The 17,346-nt window shown below is 66.9% G+C and carries 19 protein-coding genes; 12 read left to right on the top strand and 7 right to left on the bottom strand.

Going from position 1 to position 17,346, the window contains the following annotated elements; all coding sequences use genetic code 11:
- Window positions 1-99: 99 nt before the first annotated feature.
- Complete coding sequence (locus CXR03_RS12625; protein ID WP_104104158.1) at window positions 100-1,176, bottom strand: NAD(P)-dependent alcohol dehydrogenase; 1,077 nt, start codon at window positions 1,174-1,176, stop codon at window positions 100-102.
- Between the two features lie 94 nt (window positions 1,177-1,270).
- On the opposite strand from CXR03_RS12625, the gene CXR03_RS12620 reads away from it, so the two are divergent.
- From CXR03_RS12620 to CXR03_RS12600, 5 genes are all read left to right on the top strand, one after another.
- Window positions 1,271-1,960 carry a TetR/AcrR family transcriptional regulator gene (locus CXR03_RS12620; RefSeq protein WP_104104157.1) on the top strand — a complete coding sequence of 230 codons (690 nt, stop codon included), beginning with the start codon at window positions 1,271-1,273 and terminating at the stop codon, window positions 1,958-1,960.
- 64 nt (window positions 1,961-2,024) lie between these two features.
- Complete coding sequence (locus tag CXR03_RS12615) at window positions 2,025-2,783, top strand: LamB/YcsF family protein (RefSeq protein ID WP_104104156.1); 759 nt, start codon at window positions 2,025-2,027, stop codon at window positions 2,781-2,783.
- Complete coding sequence (locus tag CXR03_RS12610; RefSeq protein WP_104104155.1) at window positions 2,780-4,477, top strand: 5-oxoprolinase/urea amidolyase family protein; 1,698 nt, start codon at window positions 2,780-2,782, stop codon at window positions 4,475-4,477. Before CXR03_RS12615 ends, CXR03_RS12610 begins: the two co-directional genes overlap by 4 nt.
- Window positions 4,474-6,225, top strand: coding sequence for a biotin carboxylase N-terminal domain-containing protein (locus CXR03_RS12605; protein ID WP_104104154.1), 1,752 nt, complete (start codon window positions 4,474-4,476; stop codon window positions 6,223-6,225). The genes CXR03_RS12610 and CXR03_RS12605 overlap by 4 nt, the downstream gene beginning before the upstream one ends.
- A gap of 4 nt (window positions 6,226-6,229) precedes the next feature.
- A complete protein-coding gene (locus CXR03_RS12600) occupies window positions 6,230-6,895 on the top strand; it encodes a GntR family transcriptional regulator (RefSeq protein ID WP_104104153.1) in 666 nt (221 codons plus the stop codon).
- Between the two features lie 43 nt (window positions 6,896-6,938).
- On the opposite strand, the gene CXR03_RS12595 is transcribed toward CXR03_RS12600, so the two are convergent.
- From CXR03_RS12595 to CXR03_RS12585, 3 genes are all read right to left on the bottom strand, one after another.
- On the bottom strand, window positions 6,939-7,760 hold the full coding sequence (locus CXR03_RS12595) for a putative hydro-lyase (RefSeq protein WP_104104152.1): 822 nt from the start codon (window positions 7,758-7,760) through the stop codon (window positions 6,939-6,941).
- Window positions 7,761-7,836: 76 nt separating this feature from the next.
- A complete protein-coding gene (locus CXR03_RS12590; protein WP_104104151.1) occupies window positions 7,837-8,694 on the bottom strand; it encodes an MBL fold metallo-hydrolase in 858 nt (285 codons plus the stop codon).
- Between the two features lie 62 nt (window positions 8,695-8,756).
- Complete coding sequence (locus CXR03_RS12585; RefSeq protein WP_104104150.1) at window positions 8,757-10,343, bottom strand: exonuclease domain-containing protein; 1,587 nt, start codon at window positions 10,341-10,343, stop codon at window positions 8,757-8,759.
- A 122-nt stretch (window positions 10,344-10,465) separates the two neighbouring features.
- Here CXR03_RS12585 and CXR03_RS12580 point away from each other — a divergent pair, with 122 nt between their 5' ends.
- Window positions 10,466-10,894 carry a VOC family protein gene (locus CXR03_RS12580; protein ID WP_104104149.1) on the top strand — a complete coding sequence of 143 codons (429 nt, stop codon included), beginning with the start codon at window positions 10,466-10,468 and terminating at the stop codon, window positions 10,892-10,894.
- A gap of 70 nt (window positions 10,895-10,964) precedes the next feature.
- Window positions 10,965-11,870: a tRNA glutamyl-Q(34) synthetase GluQRS gene (gene gluQRS / locus CXR03_RS12575; protein ID WP_104104643.1), complete on the top strand. Its 906-nt coding sequence runs from the start codon at window positions 10,965-10,967 to the stop codon at window positions 11,868-11,870.
- Here gluQRS and CXR03_RS12570 read toward each other — a convergent pair.
- On the bottom strand, window positions 11,867-12,160 hold the full coding sequence (locus CXR03_RS12570) for a hypothetical protein (protein WP_104054906.1): 294 nt from the start codon (window positions 12,158-12,160) through the stop codon (window positions 11,867-11,869). The two genes, gluQRS and CXR03_RS12570, sit on opposite strands and share 4 nt — an antisense overlap.
- 177 nt (window positions 12,161-12,337) lie before the next feature.
- Between CXR03_RS12570 and CXR03_RS12565 the strand changes: the two genes are divergently transcribed.
- Genes CXR03_RS12565 through CXR03_RS12550 form a run of 4 tightly spaced genes read left to right on the top strand, consistent with a single transcriptional unit; the run spans window position 12,338 to window position 14,125 of the window.
- Window positions 12,338-12,700, top strand: coding sequence for a helix-turn-helix transcriptional regulator (locus tag CXR03_RS12565; RefSeq protein ID WP_104104642.1), 363 nt, complete (start codon window positions 12,338-12,340; stop codon window positions 12,698-12,700).
- Window positions 12,697-13,206 carry an SRPBCC family protein gene (locus CXR03_RS12560; protein ID WP_104104147.1) on the top strand — a complete coding sequence of 170 codons (510 nt, stop codon included), beginning with the start codon at window positions 12,697-12,699 and terminating at the stop codon, window positions 13,204-13,206. Before CXR03_RS12565 ends, CXR03_RS12560 begins: the two co-directional genes overlap by 4 nt.
- Window positions 13,203-13,688, top strand: coding sequence for an SRPBCC family protein (locus CXR03_RS12555; protein WP_104104146.1), 486 nt, complete (start codon window positions 13,203-13,205; stop codon window positions 13,686-13,688). Before CXR03_RS12560 ends, CXR03_RS12555 begins: the two co-directional genes overlap by 4 nt.
- A gap of 14 nt (window positions 13,689-13,702) precedes the next feature.
- Window positions 13,703-14,125: a VOC family protein gene (locus CXR03_RS12550; protein ID WP_104104145.1), complete on the top strand. Its 423-nt coding sequence runs from the start codon at window positions 13,703-13,705 to the stop codon at window positions 14,123-14,125.
- On the opposite strand, the gene CXR03_RS12545 is transcribed toward CXR03_RS12550, so the two are convergent.
- Entirely contained in the window at window positions 14,109-14,672 is a 564-nt protein-coding gene (locus CXR03_RS12545; RefSeq protein WP_104104144.1) for a small multidrug efflux protein, read from the bottom strand. The two genes, CXR03_RS12550 and CXR03_RS12545, sit on opposite strands and share 17 nt — an antisense overlap.
- A gap of 220 nt (window positions 14,673-14,892) precedes the next feature.
- Between CXR03_RS12545 and CXR03_RS12540 the strand changes: the two genes are divergently transcribed.
- The gene (locus CXR03_RS12540; RefSeq protein WP_258073635.1) at window positions 14,893-16,506 is read left to right on the top strand and encodes an SLC13 family permease; all 1,614 of its coding nucleotides are present in this window, start codon (window positions 14,893-14,895) and stop codon (window positions 16,504-16,506) included.
- Here CXR03_RS12540 and CXR03_RS12535 read toward each other — a convergent pair.
- Complete coding sequence (locus CXR03_RS12535; protein ID WP_104104143.1) at window positions 16,479-17,282, bottom strand: MerR family transcriptional regulator; 804 nt, start codon at window positions 17,280-17,282, stop codon at window positions 16,479-16,481. The two genes, CXR03_RS12540 and CXR03_RS12535, sit on opposite strands and share 28 nt — an antisense overlap.
- Window positions 17,283-17,346: the final 64 nt, after the last annotated feature.

Here is a 17,346-nt window from a genome sequence, read left to right as displayed (position 1 = left end):
TTTGGGTTTCTGCTGCCGATGCGCAGTGGCAGCAAGAACCCAAAACGGTCGAACTTGCCCAAAACGGAGGGACTCACCCGGCCCCCATCGGCAGCAACCTCACGGGACCAGAACGACGCTGCCGCACACCTGGCCGGATTCCAGCCGCCGCATCGCCTCGGCGACGTCGGCCAGCCGATACCGGCTGTCGATGCGCGGCACGACCGTGCCTGCCTCGGTCATGGCGGTGATGCGCTCGAGGTCTTTGCCGTTCTCCCGGCACATCAGTCCCTTCAGCCGGCGGTTGCCGAAAAGCGACAGGACCGCACCGCCGGCCTGCCGCTCGAAGATGGCCCCGGTCAGCCGGTTGCCTCCCTCCCCGCCGGCAAGCACTGCCGTGCCGCCGGGCACCAGTGCGCGGCGCAGGCGGGCCGGGGACGGATTGCCGCCGACGTCGATAACCGCGTCAAACCGGGACCCGGCGGCGGCGAAATCCTCCCGCGCATAGTCAATAATCCCCGCGGCACCAAGCGACCGGACAAACTCCGCTTTGCCGGCACTGCACGCCCCGGTCACCTCGGCCCCGGCCGCCCGGGCCATCTGCACTGCAAAACTGCCGACGCCGCCGGCCGCTCCCAGCACCAGGACCTTCATCCCCGCGGTCACCCCGGCTGCGTCCAGGGCCTGCAGCGCAGTCAGTCCTGACAGCGGGACCACTGCCGCCTGCACGAAGTCCAGACCGGCGGGCTTTGGCGCCAGCTTCTCCTCGGGGGCGGCGGAGAAGCCGGCAAAGGAGCCCCGCCCGATTCCATACGCCTCATCCCCGACGCGGAAACGAGTGACGGCGGCACCGACGGCGGCCACCGTGCCGGCGAGGTTGTGGCCCATGACCGGCTGCCGAGGCCGGCGCAACCCGACGGCCGCGCGAAGCAGATACGGTTTGCCAGTCATCATGTGCCAGGTTCCACGGGCCAGCCCGGCGGCACGCACCTGCACCAAAACCTCTGTGTCCTCCAAGTGAGGAAGCGGGTGCTCGGACAGGCGCAGGACCTCCGGACCGCCGTAACCTGTCTGCAGCACGGCGGGTGCTGCAGCCGGCAGGCCGGCGAGCGGCGGAACTGCTGGCGAAACGGCCGACGATGAACCGGACGGAGCGGACGGTTGGGCGTTATGGGTGGTGCGTGACGTGCGGGACATGGCGGTTCCTTTCGCGGAACTTCTGAAACACATCAGCCTTACAAAGTAAGATGGACCGTACCTTACAAAGTAAGGCAGCGGTAGACTGCCCGCAATGACTTCCACAAACGCTTCCGCCCACCCCCGTCAGCCGCTGACCCGCGAACGGGTACTGCAGACGGCCGCCCGCATTGCCGACGACGGCGGACTCGGCTCGCTGACCATGCGCTCCCTGGCCACGGAACTGTCGGTGCAGCCGATGTCGCTCTACCACCACGTGGCCAACAAGGAAGACATCCTGGACGGGCTGATCGACTTGGTCTTTGACGAGGTGCAGGTGCCCTCCGAAACGCCCGGCGGATGGCGTGCGGCCATGGAGGCCCGCGCCCACGGCATGCGGACCGCACTGTCCCGCCACCCGTGGGCGGTGGGTCTGATGGAGACGCGCACAAAGCCGGGCGCCGCCAACCTGCGCCACCACGATGCCACACTGGGCGTGCTGCGCCGGGCGGGTTTCTCGCTGGACGCGGCCGGTCACGCCTATGCCCTGCTGGACAGCTACATCTACGGTTTCGCACTGCAGGAGGCCGGCCTGCCGGTCGGCGTCCCCGACGCAGATCCGCAGATCGTGAACGCCATGGCCCGCGCCATTCCGGCCGACGAGTTGCCCTACCTGGCGGAAATGGCGATGGACCGCGCCATGCAGCCTAACTACAGCTTCGGTGCAGAGTTCGGGGTGGGGCTGCGCATCATTCTCGACGGCCTTACCGGCCTGGTGACGCAACAAACCGTCCCTGATTGTTGAACAATCTAACGTGATCGCGCACACTGTAGGGATATCAACTCCCAGCAGCAGCACGGAGGCCAGCATGCCGGTCATTGATCTGAACAGCGATGTCGGAGAGTCCTTCGGCAACTGGAAGATGGGCGACGACGCCGCCATCTTCGAATCCGTTTCCAGCGCGAATGTGGCCTGCGGCTTCCACGCCGGAGACCCGTCCACCATCGCGCAGACCTGCCGCGACGCCGTTGCCGCCGGAGTCACCATCGGCGCGCACGTGGCTTACCGGGATCTGGCCGGGTTCGGCCGCCGCTTCCTGGACTGCTCCTACACCGAATTGTTCGATGACGTCCTCTACCAGCTCGGCGCCCTGCAGGCCATGGCCCGGGCCGCCGGTTCCGAGATCAAATATGTGAAGCCGCACGGCGCGCTCTACAACACGATCGTCCACCACGAGGTCCACGCGCAGGCCGTCATTGACGCCGTCCGCGCCTTCGACAAGGACCTGCCCGTGCTGCTGCTGCCCGGTGCCGTTGCCCTGGGCAAGGCTGCCGACGCCGGACTGCGCGGTGTTGCCGAAGCCTTTGCCGACCGCAATTACAACCCGGACGGAACCCTGGTGTCGCGGCGCGAGGACAACGCCGTCATCCACGACACGGACCGGGTTGCCGCCAATATGATCCGCCTCGCCACCGAAGGCATCATCACCGCGGTGGACGGCACGGACATTCCGATGGACGCCGCCTCCATCTGCGTCCACGGCGACACTTCCGGCGCCGTCGCCATGGCGAAGGAGGTCCGGACCGCCCTGGAAAACGCCGGCGTCACCATCCAGAGCTTCGTATGACGTCCTCGCCCGTCATCGGCATCCGGCCGGCGGGCACCCGCGCCCTGTTGGTTGAACTGGCGTCGCTCGCTGACGTCACCGCCCTGCATGCCCAGCTCAAGGCGGTTCCGTTGCCCGGGCAGGTCGACGTCCTCGCCGCTGCGGCCACCGTGCTGGTCCGGTTCGCCGGACGACGTGAGACCACCGCTGCCGCGGCCCGCCTTCGGTCCCTGGATCTCACCCACGCTGAAACTCCGGAAGCCCGCACGGTCACCATAAACACGGTGTACGACGGCGCTGACCTCGCCGAGGTGGCCCGGCTCACCGGCCTCTCCGAAGTGGCAGTGGTCAAGGCCCACGCCGGCAGTTCCTGGCTCGGCGGCTTCGGCGGCTTCGCCCCCGGATTCACCTATCTCACCGGCGGCGACCCGGTCCTGAACGTGCCGCGGCGCAACAGCCCGCGCACCGCGGTGCCTGCGGGCTCGGTGGCTCTGGCCGGCGAATACTCCGCCGTATATCCGCGCGAATCCCCCGGCGGCTGGCAGCTGATCGGCCGCACCAACGCAGACATGTGGGACCTCCACCGCGAAGATCCCGCCCTCATCCGTCCCGGCGACAAGGTCATCTTCCAGGCCGTCCGCGAACTGATCACGACGACGGCGCCCGCGGCAGCGCCTGATACAGCCGACAATGACAGCACGGAGCATCACGGCGGCTCCGCCCTGGAAATCCGCTCCCCCGGCTTGCAGTCCCTCATCCAGGATTTGGGCCGCCCCGGCTACGCGGACCTCGGCGTTTCAGCCGCAGGCGCCGCCGATGTCCGGTCCGCCCGGCAGGCCAACCGGCTCGTCGGCAACCCGGCGGAAGCCGCGGTGATCGAGAACCTCTTCGGCGGCCTCGAACTCAGCGCGCACGGGGACACAGTCCTGGCCCTGGCCGGCGCTGAAATCCTCGCCGCCGTTGTCTCCCCGAACGGAGACCGGGACCGCCCCGCTCCACTGAACGAACCGTTCGCGCTGCTCGACGGCGAAACCCTCGCCCTAGGCACCCCGTTCCGCGGAGTCCGCTCCTACCTGGCGGTCCGCGGCGGCATCGCGGTGGAACCCGTCCTGGGCAGCCGCAGCACCGATTCCATGAGCGGCATCGGCCCGGCACCGTTGACCGCCGGAACCCGGCTTCCGATCGGCAAGGTCACCGGCGGATCCGGCGTTTCCCCCGTGGGTGGACCCGAACCGTCGTCCCTGCCGGACGGCACCGGCCCCGGTCTGCTCGGCAGCGGCAACGTGCCCGCAGAGCTGCGCATCACCGCCGGCCCCCGGCAGGACTGGTTCGGCCCCGACGCCGCCGATGCACTGACCGGCCACACCTGGTACACCACCAATGAGTCCAACCGGATTGGCGTCCGTCTGGAAACCGACCCGGAGGACACGGCCGCCCGGCCGCTGGAACGGATCCGGGACGGTGAGCTGCCCAGCGAAGGCGTGGTGGCCGGCTCACTGCAGGTCCCGCCGTCGGGCCTTCCCGTGCTGTTTCTCGCCGACCATCCGGTGACCGGCGGCTATCCGGTGATTGCCGCCGTCGTGCCCCAGGACGTCCCTGTTGCCGCGCAGCTGCCGCCGGGGCACCCCGTCCGCTTTGTCTTTGTCAACGCCGACACCTTGGCGCCGCTCTCCCCCAGCGCGGTTTCCGGGCTGTTTACGGAAGGAACCCCATGAAGAAGGTCCTGATCGCCAACCGCGGCGAAATTGCCGTGCGTGTGGCCCGTGCCTGCGCTGATGCCGGCATCGCGTCCGCCGCCGTGTACTCGGACCCCGACGCCGATGCCCTGCACGTGCGGATCGCCGACGAAGCCCTTCCGCTGCACGGTTCCGCCTCCGCGGACACTTACCTGTCCATTCCCAAGCTGATCGAGGCAGCGCAGCTGGCCGGAGCCGGCGCCGTCCACCCCGGCTATGGTTTCTTGTCCGAGAACGCGGACTTTGCGCAGGCAGTGCTCGACGCCGGACTGACCTGGATCGGCCCGTCACCGCAGGCCATTCGCGACCTGGGCAACAAGGTCACCGCCCGCGAAATCGCCGTCCGCGCAGGGGCGCCGCTGGTGCCGGGTACCGAAGGACCTGCCGAAAGCGCCGAACAGGTCCGCGCCTTCGCCGAAGAGCACGGCCTGCCGGTGGCGATCAAGGCGGCCTTTGGCGGCGGCGGCCGCGGCATGAAGATTGCCCGGAGGATGGAGGATGTCGAGGACGCCTTCGAGTCCGCCGTCCGCGAGGCGGTGTCCGCGTTTGGCCGCGGTGAGTGCTTTGCCGAACGCTTCCTGGACAAGCCCCGGCATGTGGAGGCGCAGGTGCTGGCCGATACGCACGGCAACGTGGTTGTCGTGGGCACCCGCGACTGCTCGCTGCAGCGCCGGAACCAGAAACTAGTGGAGGAAGCACCGGCTCCGTTCCTGACCGAAGAGCAGCGTGCCACCATCCATGCCTCGGCCAAGGCGATCTGCCGCGAGGCCGGCTATACCGGCGCCGGAACGGTGGAATACCTGGTCTCCCCGGACGGGCTGATCAGCTTCCTGGAGGTCAACACCCGGCTGCAGGTGGAGCATCCGGTCACCGAGGAAACCACCGGTGTGGATCTGGTCCGGGAGCAGTTCCGGATTGCCGACGGGCTGCCGCTGTCCATCACCGAGGACCCGGTACCGCACGGGCATGCCTTTGAGTTCCGGCTCAACGCCGAGGATCCGGCCCGCGGCTTCCTGCCCGGCCCGGGCACGGTGGAAGCGTTCGAACCGCCCACCGGCCCCGGCATCCGGATGGATTCGGGCGTGCGCTCCGGGTCCTTGGTCCCTGCGGAGTATGACTCGCTGATGGCCAAGCTGATTGTCTGGGGCGAGGACCGGCCGCAGGCGCTGCGCCGTGCCCGGGCGGCCCTCGATGAACTGGTGATCCGCGGGCTGCCCACGGTGATTCCGTTCCACCGGGCCGTGGTCCGTTCCGCGGCGTTCACCCGCGACGATCAGCTGGGCGTTTACACCGCGTGGATCGAGTCTGAATTCGCCGAGCCGCTGGCGGCATCCCCCGAAATTGCAGCCTCGCTCCCGGGCGCTGAGCGCGAAACCATCACCATCGACGTCGACGGCCGTGCCGTGGCCGTCGGAGTGCCCGCGGCGCTGCTGAACGCGCTGCGCGCCGGCGGTGCTGCTGCCGGTGCTCCGGCACCGTCCGTCGCTGCCGGGGACGGTGACGGCGACGGCGCGCTGCCTTCGCCGATGGCCGGGAATCTGGTGAAGTGGTTGGCCGACGACGACGCTCAGCTGGCCGAGGGCGATCCCGTGGCCGTGCTGGAGGCGATGAAAATGGAGAGCACCGTGCGCGCCGACCGCGCCGGCACCTTCACCCGCGCCGAGCTAGACCCTGGTGCCGCAGTCGCGCGCGGAGATTCGCTGGGCCTCATCCGCCCGCTAAATTAGGGAGATGCTCGTGAACCTGGGCGACATCACCGCCGAACGCTCCGACCATGCCAACACCACGGCGTGGGTGGCCGACGTTCTGCGCAGCCGCATCGCCGCCGGTAAACTCCCGCCCGGCACCAAGCTGTCGGAACAGCAGCTCGCCGCGTCCATGCAGGTGTCCCGGAATACCCTGCGCGAAGCATTCGCCATGCTCAGCATTGAATCCGTGGTGACGCGCTATCCCAACCGCGGGGTGTTTGTCGCCTCGCCCGACGCCGGTTCGGTGCGCGAAATCTACAGCGTCCGGCGGATGCTGGAACCAGCCGCGGTCCAGTGGGGACCGGAGCTGGACCTGCCCCGGTTGGATGCGGTGATTGCGGATGCCCGGGCGGCCAGGTCCCGGGGACTCGTGGCGGAAATGGCGGCAGCCAATCAGGACTTCCATCAGAGCCTGGTGGCCATGTCCGGCAGTGTGCAGCTCCAGCAGATGATGGGCCGCGTACTCGCTGAGATGCGCCTGGTGTTTCATTCGATGCGCAGTGAACCCGATTTCCACACCCGCTATGTCGAGGAAAACGCGTCGCTGGTTGTGCTGCTCCGGGCCGGCCGGCGGGCGGAGGCAGCCGAGGCGCTGCGCGGCTACCTCGACGCCGCCGAGGCGGAGCTGCTGGGACATCTGGCGCCCTAGCCGGACGCCGAACTACGGCTTATTGCTTCCCCCCTGGCGCCGCTCACACCAGGTACGAACTGTCCCGTGCGTCTGTAATCAGCATGTGCCCGGGAGCCTGTCCGATGGCCAGCCACGGCTTTGATTCCATGACAGCGGCCTGCGGCGTAACACCGCAGGCCCAGAACACGGGTACCTCTCCTGCCGCAATCTCCACCGGATCACCGAAGTCCGGATGGTCCAGATCAGCGATGCCCAGCTCCGCAGGGCTTCCCACATGCACCGGAGCCCCGTGAACCGACGGATAGCGGGAGGTGATCCGAACGGCGTCGGCCACCTGCGAGGCGGGAATCGGCCGCATTGACACCACCAGGGGACCGCTGATGCTCCCGGCCGGCCGGCACCGGATCGAGGTCCGGTACATGGGCGCGTTGGTGCCCTGGTCGATGTGTGCGATGCGGATGCCGCCCTCCTGCAGCGCTGCTTCAAAGGTGAAGCTGCAGCCCACAATGAAGGTCACCAGATCAGTGCGCCAGTACCCGGAGATATCCGTCGGCTCTGCGACTACTTCACCGTCCACATACACCGTGTACCGGGGCAGGTCCGTCCGGATGTCCCCCTCGGCCAGCAGCGGCCCGGAAGTCTGGCCGGCGTCGAACACTCCCAAAATGGGACAGGGTTTCGGGTTCCGCTGGGCAAAAAGCAACATATCGAAGGCCTGGGTTTTGGGCACAATGATCAGGTTCGCCTGCGCATAGCCGGCGGCCCAGCCTGCCGTTGGCGTGACCATGCCGCTGCGAAAGAGCATGCGTGCTTCGACCGGCGACATTGTTGCGGTAGCGACGGCGTCGGAGAGCAGGTGCTTCGGCCCGAATTCGGAGTTCATGGAGATCCTTTCGACACCAGCGGTACAGCGGTTCCCAGCCCAAAAGGATGGTGCAAGTGCTGCCGGACCCTGCCGTTTACCGTTCTGAGCCTGCAGCACTCCGCCCGTAGGTGGGTTCAGCAAACCCGCCTACCGGCCCCGGCACCACAAACTTCCGTTTCGGCACTGCGGCGCGGGACCGTACGGTTCCCACGGCCCGGCTCATGGCCGTCCGGACGGCGGGCCCATGACCGGGCAGCAGCAGCGAAGCATCCAGCTTCCCCAACTGTGATAGCGAGCGGCGCGCACCGGTTTCGTCGGAATGGAACATCGGATCAAGCATCTGCGGGCCCCGGCGCCGGCTGATGGCGTGGCCGGTGATCAGAGCATCACCCGTGACCGCAGCATGCGCCGCCGGCAGGTAAAAGGCCGTGTGTCCGGGTGTGTGGCCCGGGGTGGGGACTGCTGCGGGAGATCCCGGCAGCGCTGCCAGTTCACCGTCGTCGACCCACGCCGCTGCCGTCAGCACCGCCACCCGGGAGGCGCCGCCGGATGCCAGGACGTGCCAGGACCAGTGCAGCACCGAGGGCTGCCAGGCCCGGCTGAGAATGCGCCGCACCGAGACCTGGTCCCGGTCCTCCCCCAGCAGATACGGGAGCTCGGGCACGCTGCACAGAACGGGAATGCCGAATGCCGCGGCGAAGTGGCCGGCCGTGCCCGCGTGGTCGATGTGCGCGTGCGTGATGAGGACGGCGGATGCGTCGGCCGGGTCCAGGCCGGCGTCCGAAATCGAGGCCAGCACCAGCGGCAGGTCACCGGGATAGCCGCCGTCAATCAGGGTGAACTCCGCACCGCGGCGCAGGATGACCCAGTTGGACGCCGGTCCCTCCACAAAAAAGACGTCAGGGGCGGGTTCGCTCAGTGAATATCCCGGGCGTCTCTGTCCACCGTGCATGCCGACACCTCCTGTATAGAGGTATAACCCGGCTTCCGGCGGGCTGCAACAGCTTAGCTTTCCTAGTCGGCCGAGGATTCGTAGAAGTCCCAGGCGCTGATCATCTCGGGCACCGCCAGCGTATGCTCGGCGCGCGGGATGACCGACTGCAGCGAGCTGAGCTTCGTTCCGGGCCGCCCGCTGCGTGCCAGAATCATCGAGCCGAGCATGAACATGTCGGCAACGGGAGCGTAAACCGCCACTCCCTGCACCACGAACGGGCCGCCCAGGGCGTCAAACACCGCGGTCACCACGTCCCCGTGCATGACGCTGCCCAGCAGCAGGTCAGTGGACCCGTCCTCGGAAAGGCCTGCGGTGAGGACGGCAACAAAGGCGGCATCCTCGTCCTGCAGAACCGTCAGGGAATGGATGTCCCGCTCGGGTTTGCCGTTGTTTTCGATGCTGCGGTGGCCGAGCATCCGCACTCCGAGCACCGGGGATTTGAAGGCGGTGCCGGAGACCCGGAATACCCCGTAATGCTCACTCTTGAAAGTGGCAGCGGCGAGCTCGGCCGGCCCCATCCCGGCCAGGACGGCACCCATGCCCTTTACATCGCGGCGCTTGGGCAGCGCCGGCGGGGCATCGGCCAGGGACAGCGGCTCGTAGGCGGAGGGCAGCAGCGCGGCGGCAGCGGCAGCCTCCGCCGCAGCCGCCGGATCAGCGTCCAGCAGCTGCCAGAACGCCGCTTCACCGATGATCTCCAGGGCTTGGCCCTTGGCGCGCAGGTCCTGGGCTTTTTGAACGGAGCGGCTGACGACGGCGCCGGGCCGCAGCATCTCTGCGTCCCAGTTCCCCACCACCAGCAGCGTGGTGGTGCGCGTTGGGGCATGGTTGTTCAGCGCCCCGCCGTGTGCCAGGACCAGCTGCTGCAGGACCGGACGTTCCACGGAAAAGTCACCGGTGAAGGACACCATGTGCCCGTTCATTTTGGCGGAGAGCACGGTCACCGGTTCGGCGAGGGCCAGGGCGGTGCGCGGCGCGAACCGCTGTGCCCGACCGGTCCCCGCAGCTGCGGCGGCAGCCTGGTTTGAACCGGCTGAAGCCCCTCTGGATCCCGCCGGGGTCCTGGACCCGCACAGCGCCAGCACGGCATCGATGTCCGCCAGTTCTTCCCTGCCTGCCAGGGCGATGGTGATGTTGGCGCAGGCCTCGGCATCGGCCAGCCCGTCGTGGTGCTGGAAGGCTCCGAAGCCCAGGGCTGCATGGACGGTGGGCAGCTTGTGATTCTCCAGTGCCAGCAGGCCCTGCGCCAGTTTCACCGAGCAGCCGGAGCGATACGGTGTTGATACGATCCCGGCCGTCTCGCTGGTTTTGCGGAAAACGTCAAGGTCAAAGGCTGCGTTGTGGGCGATCACTGCATCGTCGGCGATGAAGGCGGCAATCTCGGAATGGACCTGGGACCAGGTGGGTGCACCGGCCACCATGGCTTCGGTAATGCCGTGGACGTCAATGTTGCGCTGCTGGAATCCTCCGCCGTCGGTGGGCCGCAGGAGCCAATGCCCCCGCTCCACAATCTGTCCGCTGCGAACCTTCACCATGCCCAGGGCACAGGCCGAGGCCCGCGATCCGTTGGCTGTTTCAAAGTCGATCGCGGTGAAGTTCAGTGTCATGTTGTGTGGAGGTCCTTGGGGTTTCCGGCCGAACTCAGCCGGGGCATCGAAACCGCGAGCGGCGGCCCTCTACTTTACCTTTCCTCCGGGAATTCAAACGCCCCGCAGACGGTTGTGCCGGCATGACCTCAACAGACCCCGCGCCGTCGTCTCCGGCTCTTCCCGTCCGCCAGCTGCGCCTCGTGATCGCCGCTGAGGACTATGCAGCGGCCCTGGCCTTTTACCGTGACACGCTGGGCATGCCGCAGCAGGAGGCCTACTCGGGCGGTGACGGCGCCGAGGTCACCATCCTCGACGCCGGCCGGGCCACCCTGGAGATCGCCAACGCCTCCCAGGTCCGCATGATCGACCGGGTGGAAGCCAACGGCAAGCCAAGCCTGAAGCTGCGGGTGGCCTTCGAGGTCGGCGACGCACGGAGCGCCACCGCGGCGGCGGTCGACGGCGGTGCCCAGCTGGTGGCCGAACCGCGGGAAACCCCGTGGCGGTCGCTGAACTCCCGGCTCAACGCACCGGAGGGGCTTCAACTGACTCTGTTCGAGGAGCTGGCGTAAGGCGCCGATGGCACTGGACTTACAACCTGTTTTGTAAGGTGGACACGTGACCGCCTCCCCCGCCGCCGCCATGACAGCAGGAGCCGGCCGCTTCGCTCCCAGCCCCTCCGGGGATCTCCACGTCGGCAACCTCCGCACCGCCGTGCTGGCCTGGCTGTTTGCGCGCTCTTCCGGACGCGGGTTCCTTCTGCGCGTGGAAGACCTGGACCCCGAGCGTTCGCGGACGGAAGCCGCGCAGCTGCGGGACCTCACCGCCGTCGGGCTCTCCTGGGATGACGTTCCGGTGCGGCAGTCCGAGCGCACCGGGTATTACCTGGCGGCCATCGACCGGCTGTCCGAAGCCGGAAGGGTTTATGAGTGCTTCTGCACCCGCAGCGAAATCGCCGACGCGCCGCGGGCCCCGCATGCACCGCCCGGTGCCTACCCCGGAACCTGCCGGAATCTCACGGAAGAGGAACGGGCACGACGACGCCGGGACCGTCCCGCCGCTCTCCGCCTGCGTGCCGACGCAGAGCAGTACACGGTGCATGATCTGTTGCACGGCACTTTTACGGGGCCGGTGGATGACATGGTGCTGCTGCGCAACGACGGTGTGCCGCCGTACAACCTGGCAGTGGTCATCGACGACGCCGCCCAGGGCATTGACCAGGTGGTCCGCGGCGGCGATTTGCTTACTTCCGCTCCCCGGCAGGCCTACCTCGCCTCACTGCTTGGCCTGCCCGAAGTGGTGTATGCGCATGTGCCGCTGGTCCTGAACGAAGCCGGCCAGCGGCTGGCGAAGCGCGACGGCGCCATCACACTGACGGCGCTGGCCGGCATCGGCATGGATTCGGATGACGTGCGGAACCTGATCCTGGCGTCGCTGAACCTGCCGCCGGGAACGCTGGAAAATGCACTGGATGCGTTTTCTCCGGCCTTGCTGCCGCGCGGACCGTGGGTATTCGACTCGCCGGGGTCTGCCCTGCCGGGCCTCTAGGCCCTGCCGAGATGAATGCCCAGTGCCAGGATGAACGCCGCCAGGCCGATGACCGCCACAATGGCCGCGTCCCGCCGATGGTGCAGCCACAGCCAGGAGGGCCGGTGTGTGAAGAAGGCATACAGGCCGGTCAGCAGCAGGATCAGCCCGGCCATGCCCACGTAGCCCGGCAGGCCGGAGGCCACCCCCTGCGCAATCACCAGCAGCAGCATGATTAGTCCGAAGACAAAGCTGCCCCAGTGGAAAGCGGGCTCGCCGCGGGGATGAGAACGCGATACCGAACTAGTCATGCTTCATTGTCCGGCGGGGGCCGGTGCCTGTGAATACCGGCGGGCACGGGCGGACTCGAAAAGTCTCCGACAAAAGTTTGCAGACCCGTTGACGTCATCGGACCGCGGGCGTAGCTTCGTAATCAACCAACAGGTTGAACAACCAGCACCTTGATTACACAGAAGCTGACCAACGCCATGAATACTGACGAGGCAGATCTGGACCGGGCGTTTCTGGCCCTGGCCGATCCCGCCCGCCGCCGCATCATCGCCCGGTTGTCCCGGGGCCCGGCCACGGTCAACGAACTTGCGGAACCCTTCGAGATTTCCAAGCAGGCAGTCTCGAAGCATATTCAGGTCCTCGAGCAGGCACAGCTCGTCACGCGCAGCCGTGACGCCCAGCGCCGCCCCGTCCACCTGAATCCCGCGCGGTTGGAGGCGCTCACCGCCTGGATCGGCCAGTACCGGCTGGTCCGCGAGGAGCAGTTCCGCAGCCTTGATGCCGTGCTCAGCACAGAGGCCGCTCCGAAAGGCGGCCAGCAGGCAAAGGAATTGCCATGACGAACGCACTGGAACTCAACGTCCCGGACGGGCTTCCGTTCATCAACTTCTCCCGCGAGGTTGACTACCCCGTGGCCCAGGTCTTCCGCGCTTACGCCGAACCGGAATTGATCGTTCAATGGCTCGGCCCGCGCGGCATGAAAATGGACATCAACCACTACGACTTCCGCACCGGCGGCTCCTACAGCTACATCCACACCGGGCCGGACGGAGTCCCCTACGAATTCCGGGGCATCTTCCACACCGTGCGGGAAAACGAATCAGCCATCCAAACTTTCGAATTCTCCGGCTACCCCGATGTCACCAGCCTGGAGTTCATGACGCTGGAAGCCCTCGAGGGCGGCCGTACCCGAATCTCTGCCCATTCCGTTTACCCCTCCATGGAGGCACGGGACGGGATGGCTGCTTCCGGTATGGAGGCCGGCGTGGCCGAGGGTTTTGACCGGATGGAGGAGCTGCTCGCCCAGCTCCAGGAAGGCGCCTTGCAGGGAGAAGGTGCGCCATGAGCAACCCGCTAACCCTGAACACTCCCGAGGGCGAGCCCTTGATGGAATACTCGCGCGACTTCGATTTCCCCGTGCATGACGTTTTCCGCGCCCATGTGGATCCGGATGTTTATGCGCGGTGGATCGGGCCGCAGGACGTGGCCACGCGCATCGACCAGTTTGAGCCGCGCACCGGCGGGTCCTACCGGTTTGTGCATTCCAGGGGCAACGACGAATACGCCTTCCGGGGGATGTTCCACACGGTGCGCCAGGACGAGTTCCTGCTCCAGACCTTCGAGTTTGAAGCCGATCCCGAGGTCGTGACGCTTGAGTACAGCACCTTCACCGCGCTGCCCGGCGGCAGGTGCCGGCTGACGGGACGCTCACTGTACCCGTCGGTTGAATCCCGGGACCAGTTTCTGGCCAACGGGATGGAAGACGGCATGTCTGACGGCTACCTCCAGCTGGACGAGCTCCTCGCCCGGAACGGATCCACTGGATAGAAAGAAGGCGCACCATGGATTGGACCCTGGAAGTGATGGTCCTGCCGGTCAGCGACCTGGACCGTGCCATTGCCTTCTACCGTGACCAGATGGGCTTCACCCTGGACCACCGCACAACTGCCGGCGACATGGATTTTGCCCAGCTGACGCCGTTGGGGTCGGGGTGCTCCATCGTGATCGGCAACCCCTCCCAGCAGCAGATGGAGCCCGGGTCGATGCACGGAATGCAGCTCGTGGTCTCCGATGCGCGGGCGGCCCGCGAGGAGCTGCTGGGCCGCGGCGTGGAAGCGGGCGAGATTACCGTTTTCGACGAGCGCGACGGCGGCACCTTCTTCGGTTTCAGCGACCCGGACGGCAACAGCTGGATGGTCCAGGAAATGAAGGTCCGTGCCGAGCATCCGCTGATACCGCGCAAGGAGGTCACGCGAGAACAATAAACGTGAGGGCAGCCCAGACCGAGACAGCCGCAACGGTTGTCCACAGGATGATGGCTACTGCCTGCCAGAGCAGGACCCAACCGCGCGGAGTGCCGGCGGCAACGAGCATTGCAGAGGTGAACTGGGTCGGAATCGCCAGCGGGCCGAGGATGCTGGCCCCCGGGACACCGAACCGCACAAGCCACCTCTTGAATCGCTGCTGGCCCTTGGACTCAGGCTTCACGGAAACGGCTGGGAGCGTTTCCACCGATCCTCCGACTGCCGCTGCCCCCGCCGCCACGGCGTGCACGGCTCGGCGTTCCACCACGGCGTGACGCGCCCGGGAACCGAGAAGGACAACCACAAGAACGCTGAGGAAGTTGCCGGCTGCGGCTGCGATCGCAGCGATGACCACGTGCATTCCACCGATCACGCCGATAATGGCACCTCCCTCCCCCTCAACAAAAGGGACTGCCCCGGCCAGCGCCACGACAAGCGGCTGAATAATTTCGGGCACCTGGGCTGCCAGCTCCTGTAAATTGCTGACGAGACTCTCTATCGGGTTCATGACGGTTCCTGACTGCTGGTTGGCGCACCGGATATCTCCGGACGTTCCATCAGTAGAAACCGTGTTCCCGGAACAGGGTCAACCCCGGCGCAGGGCACTCTGCCTCCCCTGCAGACGCGGGGGAGACTGATCCATCGACACCTCGGCGTTAACGCACTTGACTGGTTTCTACGAACAACTTTCTTCCGCAGGCGTGGACCAACCGGCACAGAGGTGATGCGTGGAAAACCTGCAGGTGATCCTGGATCCGATGTGGGCGACGTACGTGGTGCTCGTCCTGGCCGTACTGGGTTTCATGACCAACCGGGTTCCGCTCGTGATCGTTGCCCTGTTTGTCCCGCTGGCGCTCTGGGCCACCGGGGTGCTTCCGCTGACCGAAGCGCTGCAGGGATTCAGCGATCCGGTTGTCCTGTTCATCGCCTTCCTATTTGTCCTCAGCGACGCGCTCGATGCCACGGGCATCACTGCGTGGATCGGACAGCAGCTCGAGCGGCGCTCGTCGCTCCGCGGCGCCGGGCTGCTTCTGGCGGTCATGGCTGCCGCGGCCGCACTCTCCGCCGTGATCAGCATCAACGGTGCCGTTGCGGCGCTGCTGCCCGTCGCCGTCGTCGCCGCCGGACGGTCCGGCGTCGTTCCCTCACGCATGCTGATTCCACTGGCCTTTGCCGCCGGCGCGGGATCGCTGCTGACCCTGACGGGAACGCCGGTGAACATCATCGTCTCCGAACTGGCTGCCGAATCAGGCGGACGGGAGTTCGGCTACTTTGAGTTTGCGCTGGTGGGCCTGCCCCTCGTGGTGGTGACCGCGCTCGTCGTGGTGGCCTTCGGGGGACGCCTCCTGCCTCAGCGTTCCCCTGAGCGGCTCACGGCAAACACAGCCGACCCGCGCGAACGGGTGCGGTCCTGGCAGGAGAGATACCCGGCCGACCTCGAGGCCGGACGGCTTTTCACCGGAGGTGAGGGTGTGGCCGAGGTTATCGTCGCTCCCCACTCGCGGCTGATCGGACGCACGGTTTTCCCCGGAGAGACCATCGGGGACGGGGACCTCGCGGTCATCGCCCTTCACCGCGGCGGCGCACCGCCAACCGGCCCCGAGGCCCCCGCACCAACGGGTGAACTCACCCTCCACACGGGCGACGGCGTGTTGATACACGGGCCCTGGGATGCGCTGCACCGCTATACCGACTCATCCGATGTGATCGCCGTCGAGCCGTCCCAAAGTCTCCAGCGGAGCGTGCCGCTCGGCCGCGGCTGGCGCCGCTGCCTCGCCGTGCTCATCGGAACCATCGTCCTGCTGGCAACCGGTGTTGTTCCTCCCGTGATCGCGGGACTGCTCGCGGCAGGTGCCCTCGTGGTCCTGGGAGTGGTCTCCGTGCCGCAGGGATTCCGTGCCGTCTCGTGGGACACCGTCATCCTGATCGCGGGGCTCATACCGCTCTCGAATGCGTTCGTCTCATCGGGTGCGGCGGATGAAATCGCTTCGCTCGTCGACCGGCTCACGGGCGGAGGATCCCCTCACTTCGCCCTCCTCGTCATCTGCGTGCTCACCCTCATCCTCAGCCAGTTCATCTCCAACGTGGCAACGGTGCTGGTGATGGCGCCCGTGGCGGTGTCCTTTGCCCAGTCGCTGGAGGTCAGCGTGCAGCCGTTCATGATGGCGCTGACCGTGGTTGGCGCCGCAGCGTTCCTCACCCCCATCGCCACACCGGCGAACCTGATGGTGATGCAGCCGGGCGGCTACCGTTTTGGAGACTACTGGCGGCTGGGCCTGCCGCTGGCCCTCGTTTTCCTCGCGGCCGGCGTGTTCTACGTGCCGCTGATCTGGCCCTTCTGACTTGCCTGGCCCTTCTGACTTGCCTGGTCCTGCTGACTTGCCTGGCGCTTCTGAGCCTGCACCCGTTCGGCGGCCAGGACGCCCGCCCGCATCATCACATCCAGCTGGGCCGGGTTGTACAACTCGGCCAGGATGTCCCCCACTGTCTTTGTGGTGAAGTGGGCGTCATCGGATTGCAGTGATGCCGGGTTGCCCAACCACGGGTAATCGGTCATGTTCCGCGCCAGAACCTCGGCCATCCTGCCGGCCAGCTCCTGCCGGGTCTCCTCGTCAGCATCGGCCGGCAGCCGGTCAATGTCAGGGCCGGTGTCATCGGTTTCATCCGCCGTCATCTCCAGTACATCGGTCAACGTCTCCCCGTCGTACAGGTGGCTCATCAGGTGGATCACCGCGTTGTCGTTTTCCGACAAACGGGAGGCAACGGCTTCAAATCCCGCGGGAACGTCCGCCGGCGCCCGGTGCGCGATGATCGCTGCAATTTGGGCCCGTGCCTCCTGCAGGCGTTCGATGCTTTTCTTCAGCTCAGCGTCAATGTCATGCAGGACATCCGGTGTGCTGCCGGATCCAGTGCCCACCTCGCGCATCTGCGACAACGGCACGCCGAGCGCCGCAAGACGCCGGATGCGCAAGAGACTTACCAGGTGACGGCCTTCGTACTGCTTGTAGCCGTTGTACCGCCGGTCGGGCTCCTCGAGCAGACCCAGCCGATGGTAGTGCCGGATGGTGTTCACGGTTGTCTTCGCCAGCTCAGCCAGTTCGCGGGTGCTCCACGCCATCCGATCCCCTTCCCGAGCCACGACAGTCAAAGAATACCCGCCCGAGACAGCTCAGCCGAGTGTG

Source organism: Arthrobacter sp. 08Y14 (assembly GCF_002929455.1).
Taxonomy (GTDB): Bacteria; Actinomycetota; Actinomycetes; order Actinomycetales; family Micrococcaceae; genus Arthrobacter_B; species Arthrobacter_B sunyaminii.
Note: the sequence above shows the minus strand (reverse complement) of the source record. Positions and strands in the feature narration are given on the sequence as shown.

Coding starts and splice junctions, on each gene's coding strand:
- CXR03_RS12625 (WP_104104158.1), bottom strand. CDS start 1,176: ATGTCCCGCACGTCACGCACCACCCATAACGCCCAACCGTCCGCTCCG.
- CXR03_RS12620 (WP_104104157.1), top strand. CDS start 1,271: ATGACTTCCACAAACGCTTCCGCCCACCCCCGTCAGCCGCTGACCCGC.
- CXR03_RS12615 (WP_104104156.1), top strand. CDS start 2,025: ATGCCGGTCATTGATCTGAACAGCGATGTCGGAGAGTCCTTCGGCAAC.
- CXR03_RS12610 (WP_104104155.1), top strand. CDS start 2,780: ATGACGTCCTCGCCCGTCATCGGCATCCGGCCGGCGGGCACCCGCGCC.
- CXR03_RS12605 (WP_104104154.1), top strand. CDS start 4,474: ATGAAGAAGGTCCTGATCGCCAACCGCGGCGAAATTGCCGTGCGTGTG.
- CXR03_RS12600 (WP_104104153.1), top strand. CDS start 6,230: ATGCTCGTGAACCTGGGCGACATCACCGCCGAACGCTCCGACCATGCC.
- CXR03_RS12595 (WP_104104152.1), bottom strand. CDS start 7,760: ATGAACTCCGAATTCGGGCCGAAGCACCTGCTCTCCGACGCCGTCGCT.
- CXR03_RS12590 (WP_104104151.1), bottom strand. CDS start 8,694: ATGCACGGTGGACAGAGACGCCCGGGATATTCACTGAGCGAACCCGCC.
- CXR03_RS12585 (WP_104104150.1), bottom strand. CDS start 10,343: ATGACACTGAACTTCACCGCGATCGACTTTGAAACAGCCAACGGATCG.
- CXR03_RS12580 (WP_104104149.1), top strand. CDS start 10,466: ATGACCTCAACAGACCCCGCGCCGTCGTCTCCGGCTCTTCCCGTCCGC.
- gluQRS (WP_104104643.1), top strand. CDS start 10,965: ATGACAGCAGGAGCCGGCCGCTTCGCTCCCAGCCCCTCCGGGGATCTC.
- CXR03_RS12570 (WP_104054906.1), bottom strand. CDS start 12,160: ATGACTAGTTCGGTATCGCGTTCTCATCCCCGCGGCGAGCCCGCTTTC.
- CXR03_RS12565 (WP_104104642.1), top strand. CDS start 12,338: ATGAATACTGACGAGGCAGATCTGGACCGGGCGTTTCTGGCCCTGGCC.
- CXR03_RS12560 (WP_104104147.1), top strand. CDS start 12,697: ATGACGAACGCACTGGAACTCAACGTCCCGGACGGGCTTCCGTTCATC.
- CXR03_RS12555 (WP_104104146.1), top strand. CDS start 13,203: ATGAGCAACCCGCTAACCCTGAACACTCCCGAGGGCGAGCCCTTGATG.
- CXR03_RS12550 (WP_104104145.1), top strand. CDS start 13,703: ATGGATTGGACCCTGGAAGTGATGGTCCTGCCGGTCAGCGACCTGGAC.
- CXR03_RS12545 (WP_104104144.1), bottom strand. CDS start 14,672: ATGAACCCGATAGAGAGTCTCGTCAGCAATTTACAGGAGCTGGCAGCC.
- CXR03_RS12535 (WP_104104143.1), bottom strand. CDS start 17,282: ATGGCGTGGAGCACCCGCGAACTGGCTGAGCTGGCGAAGACAACCGTG.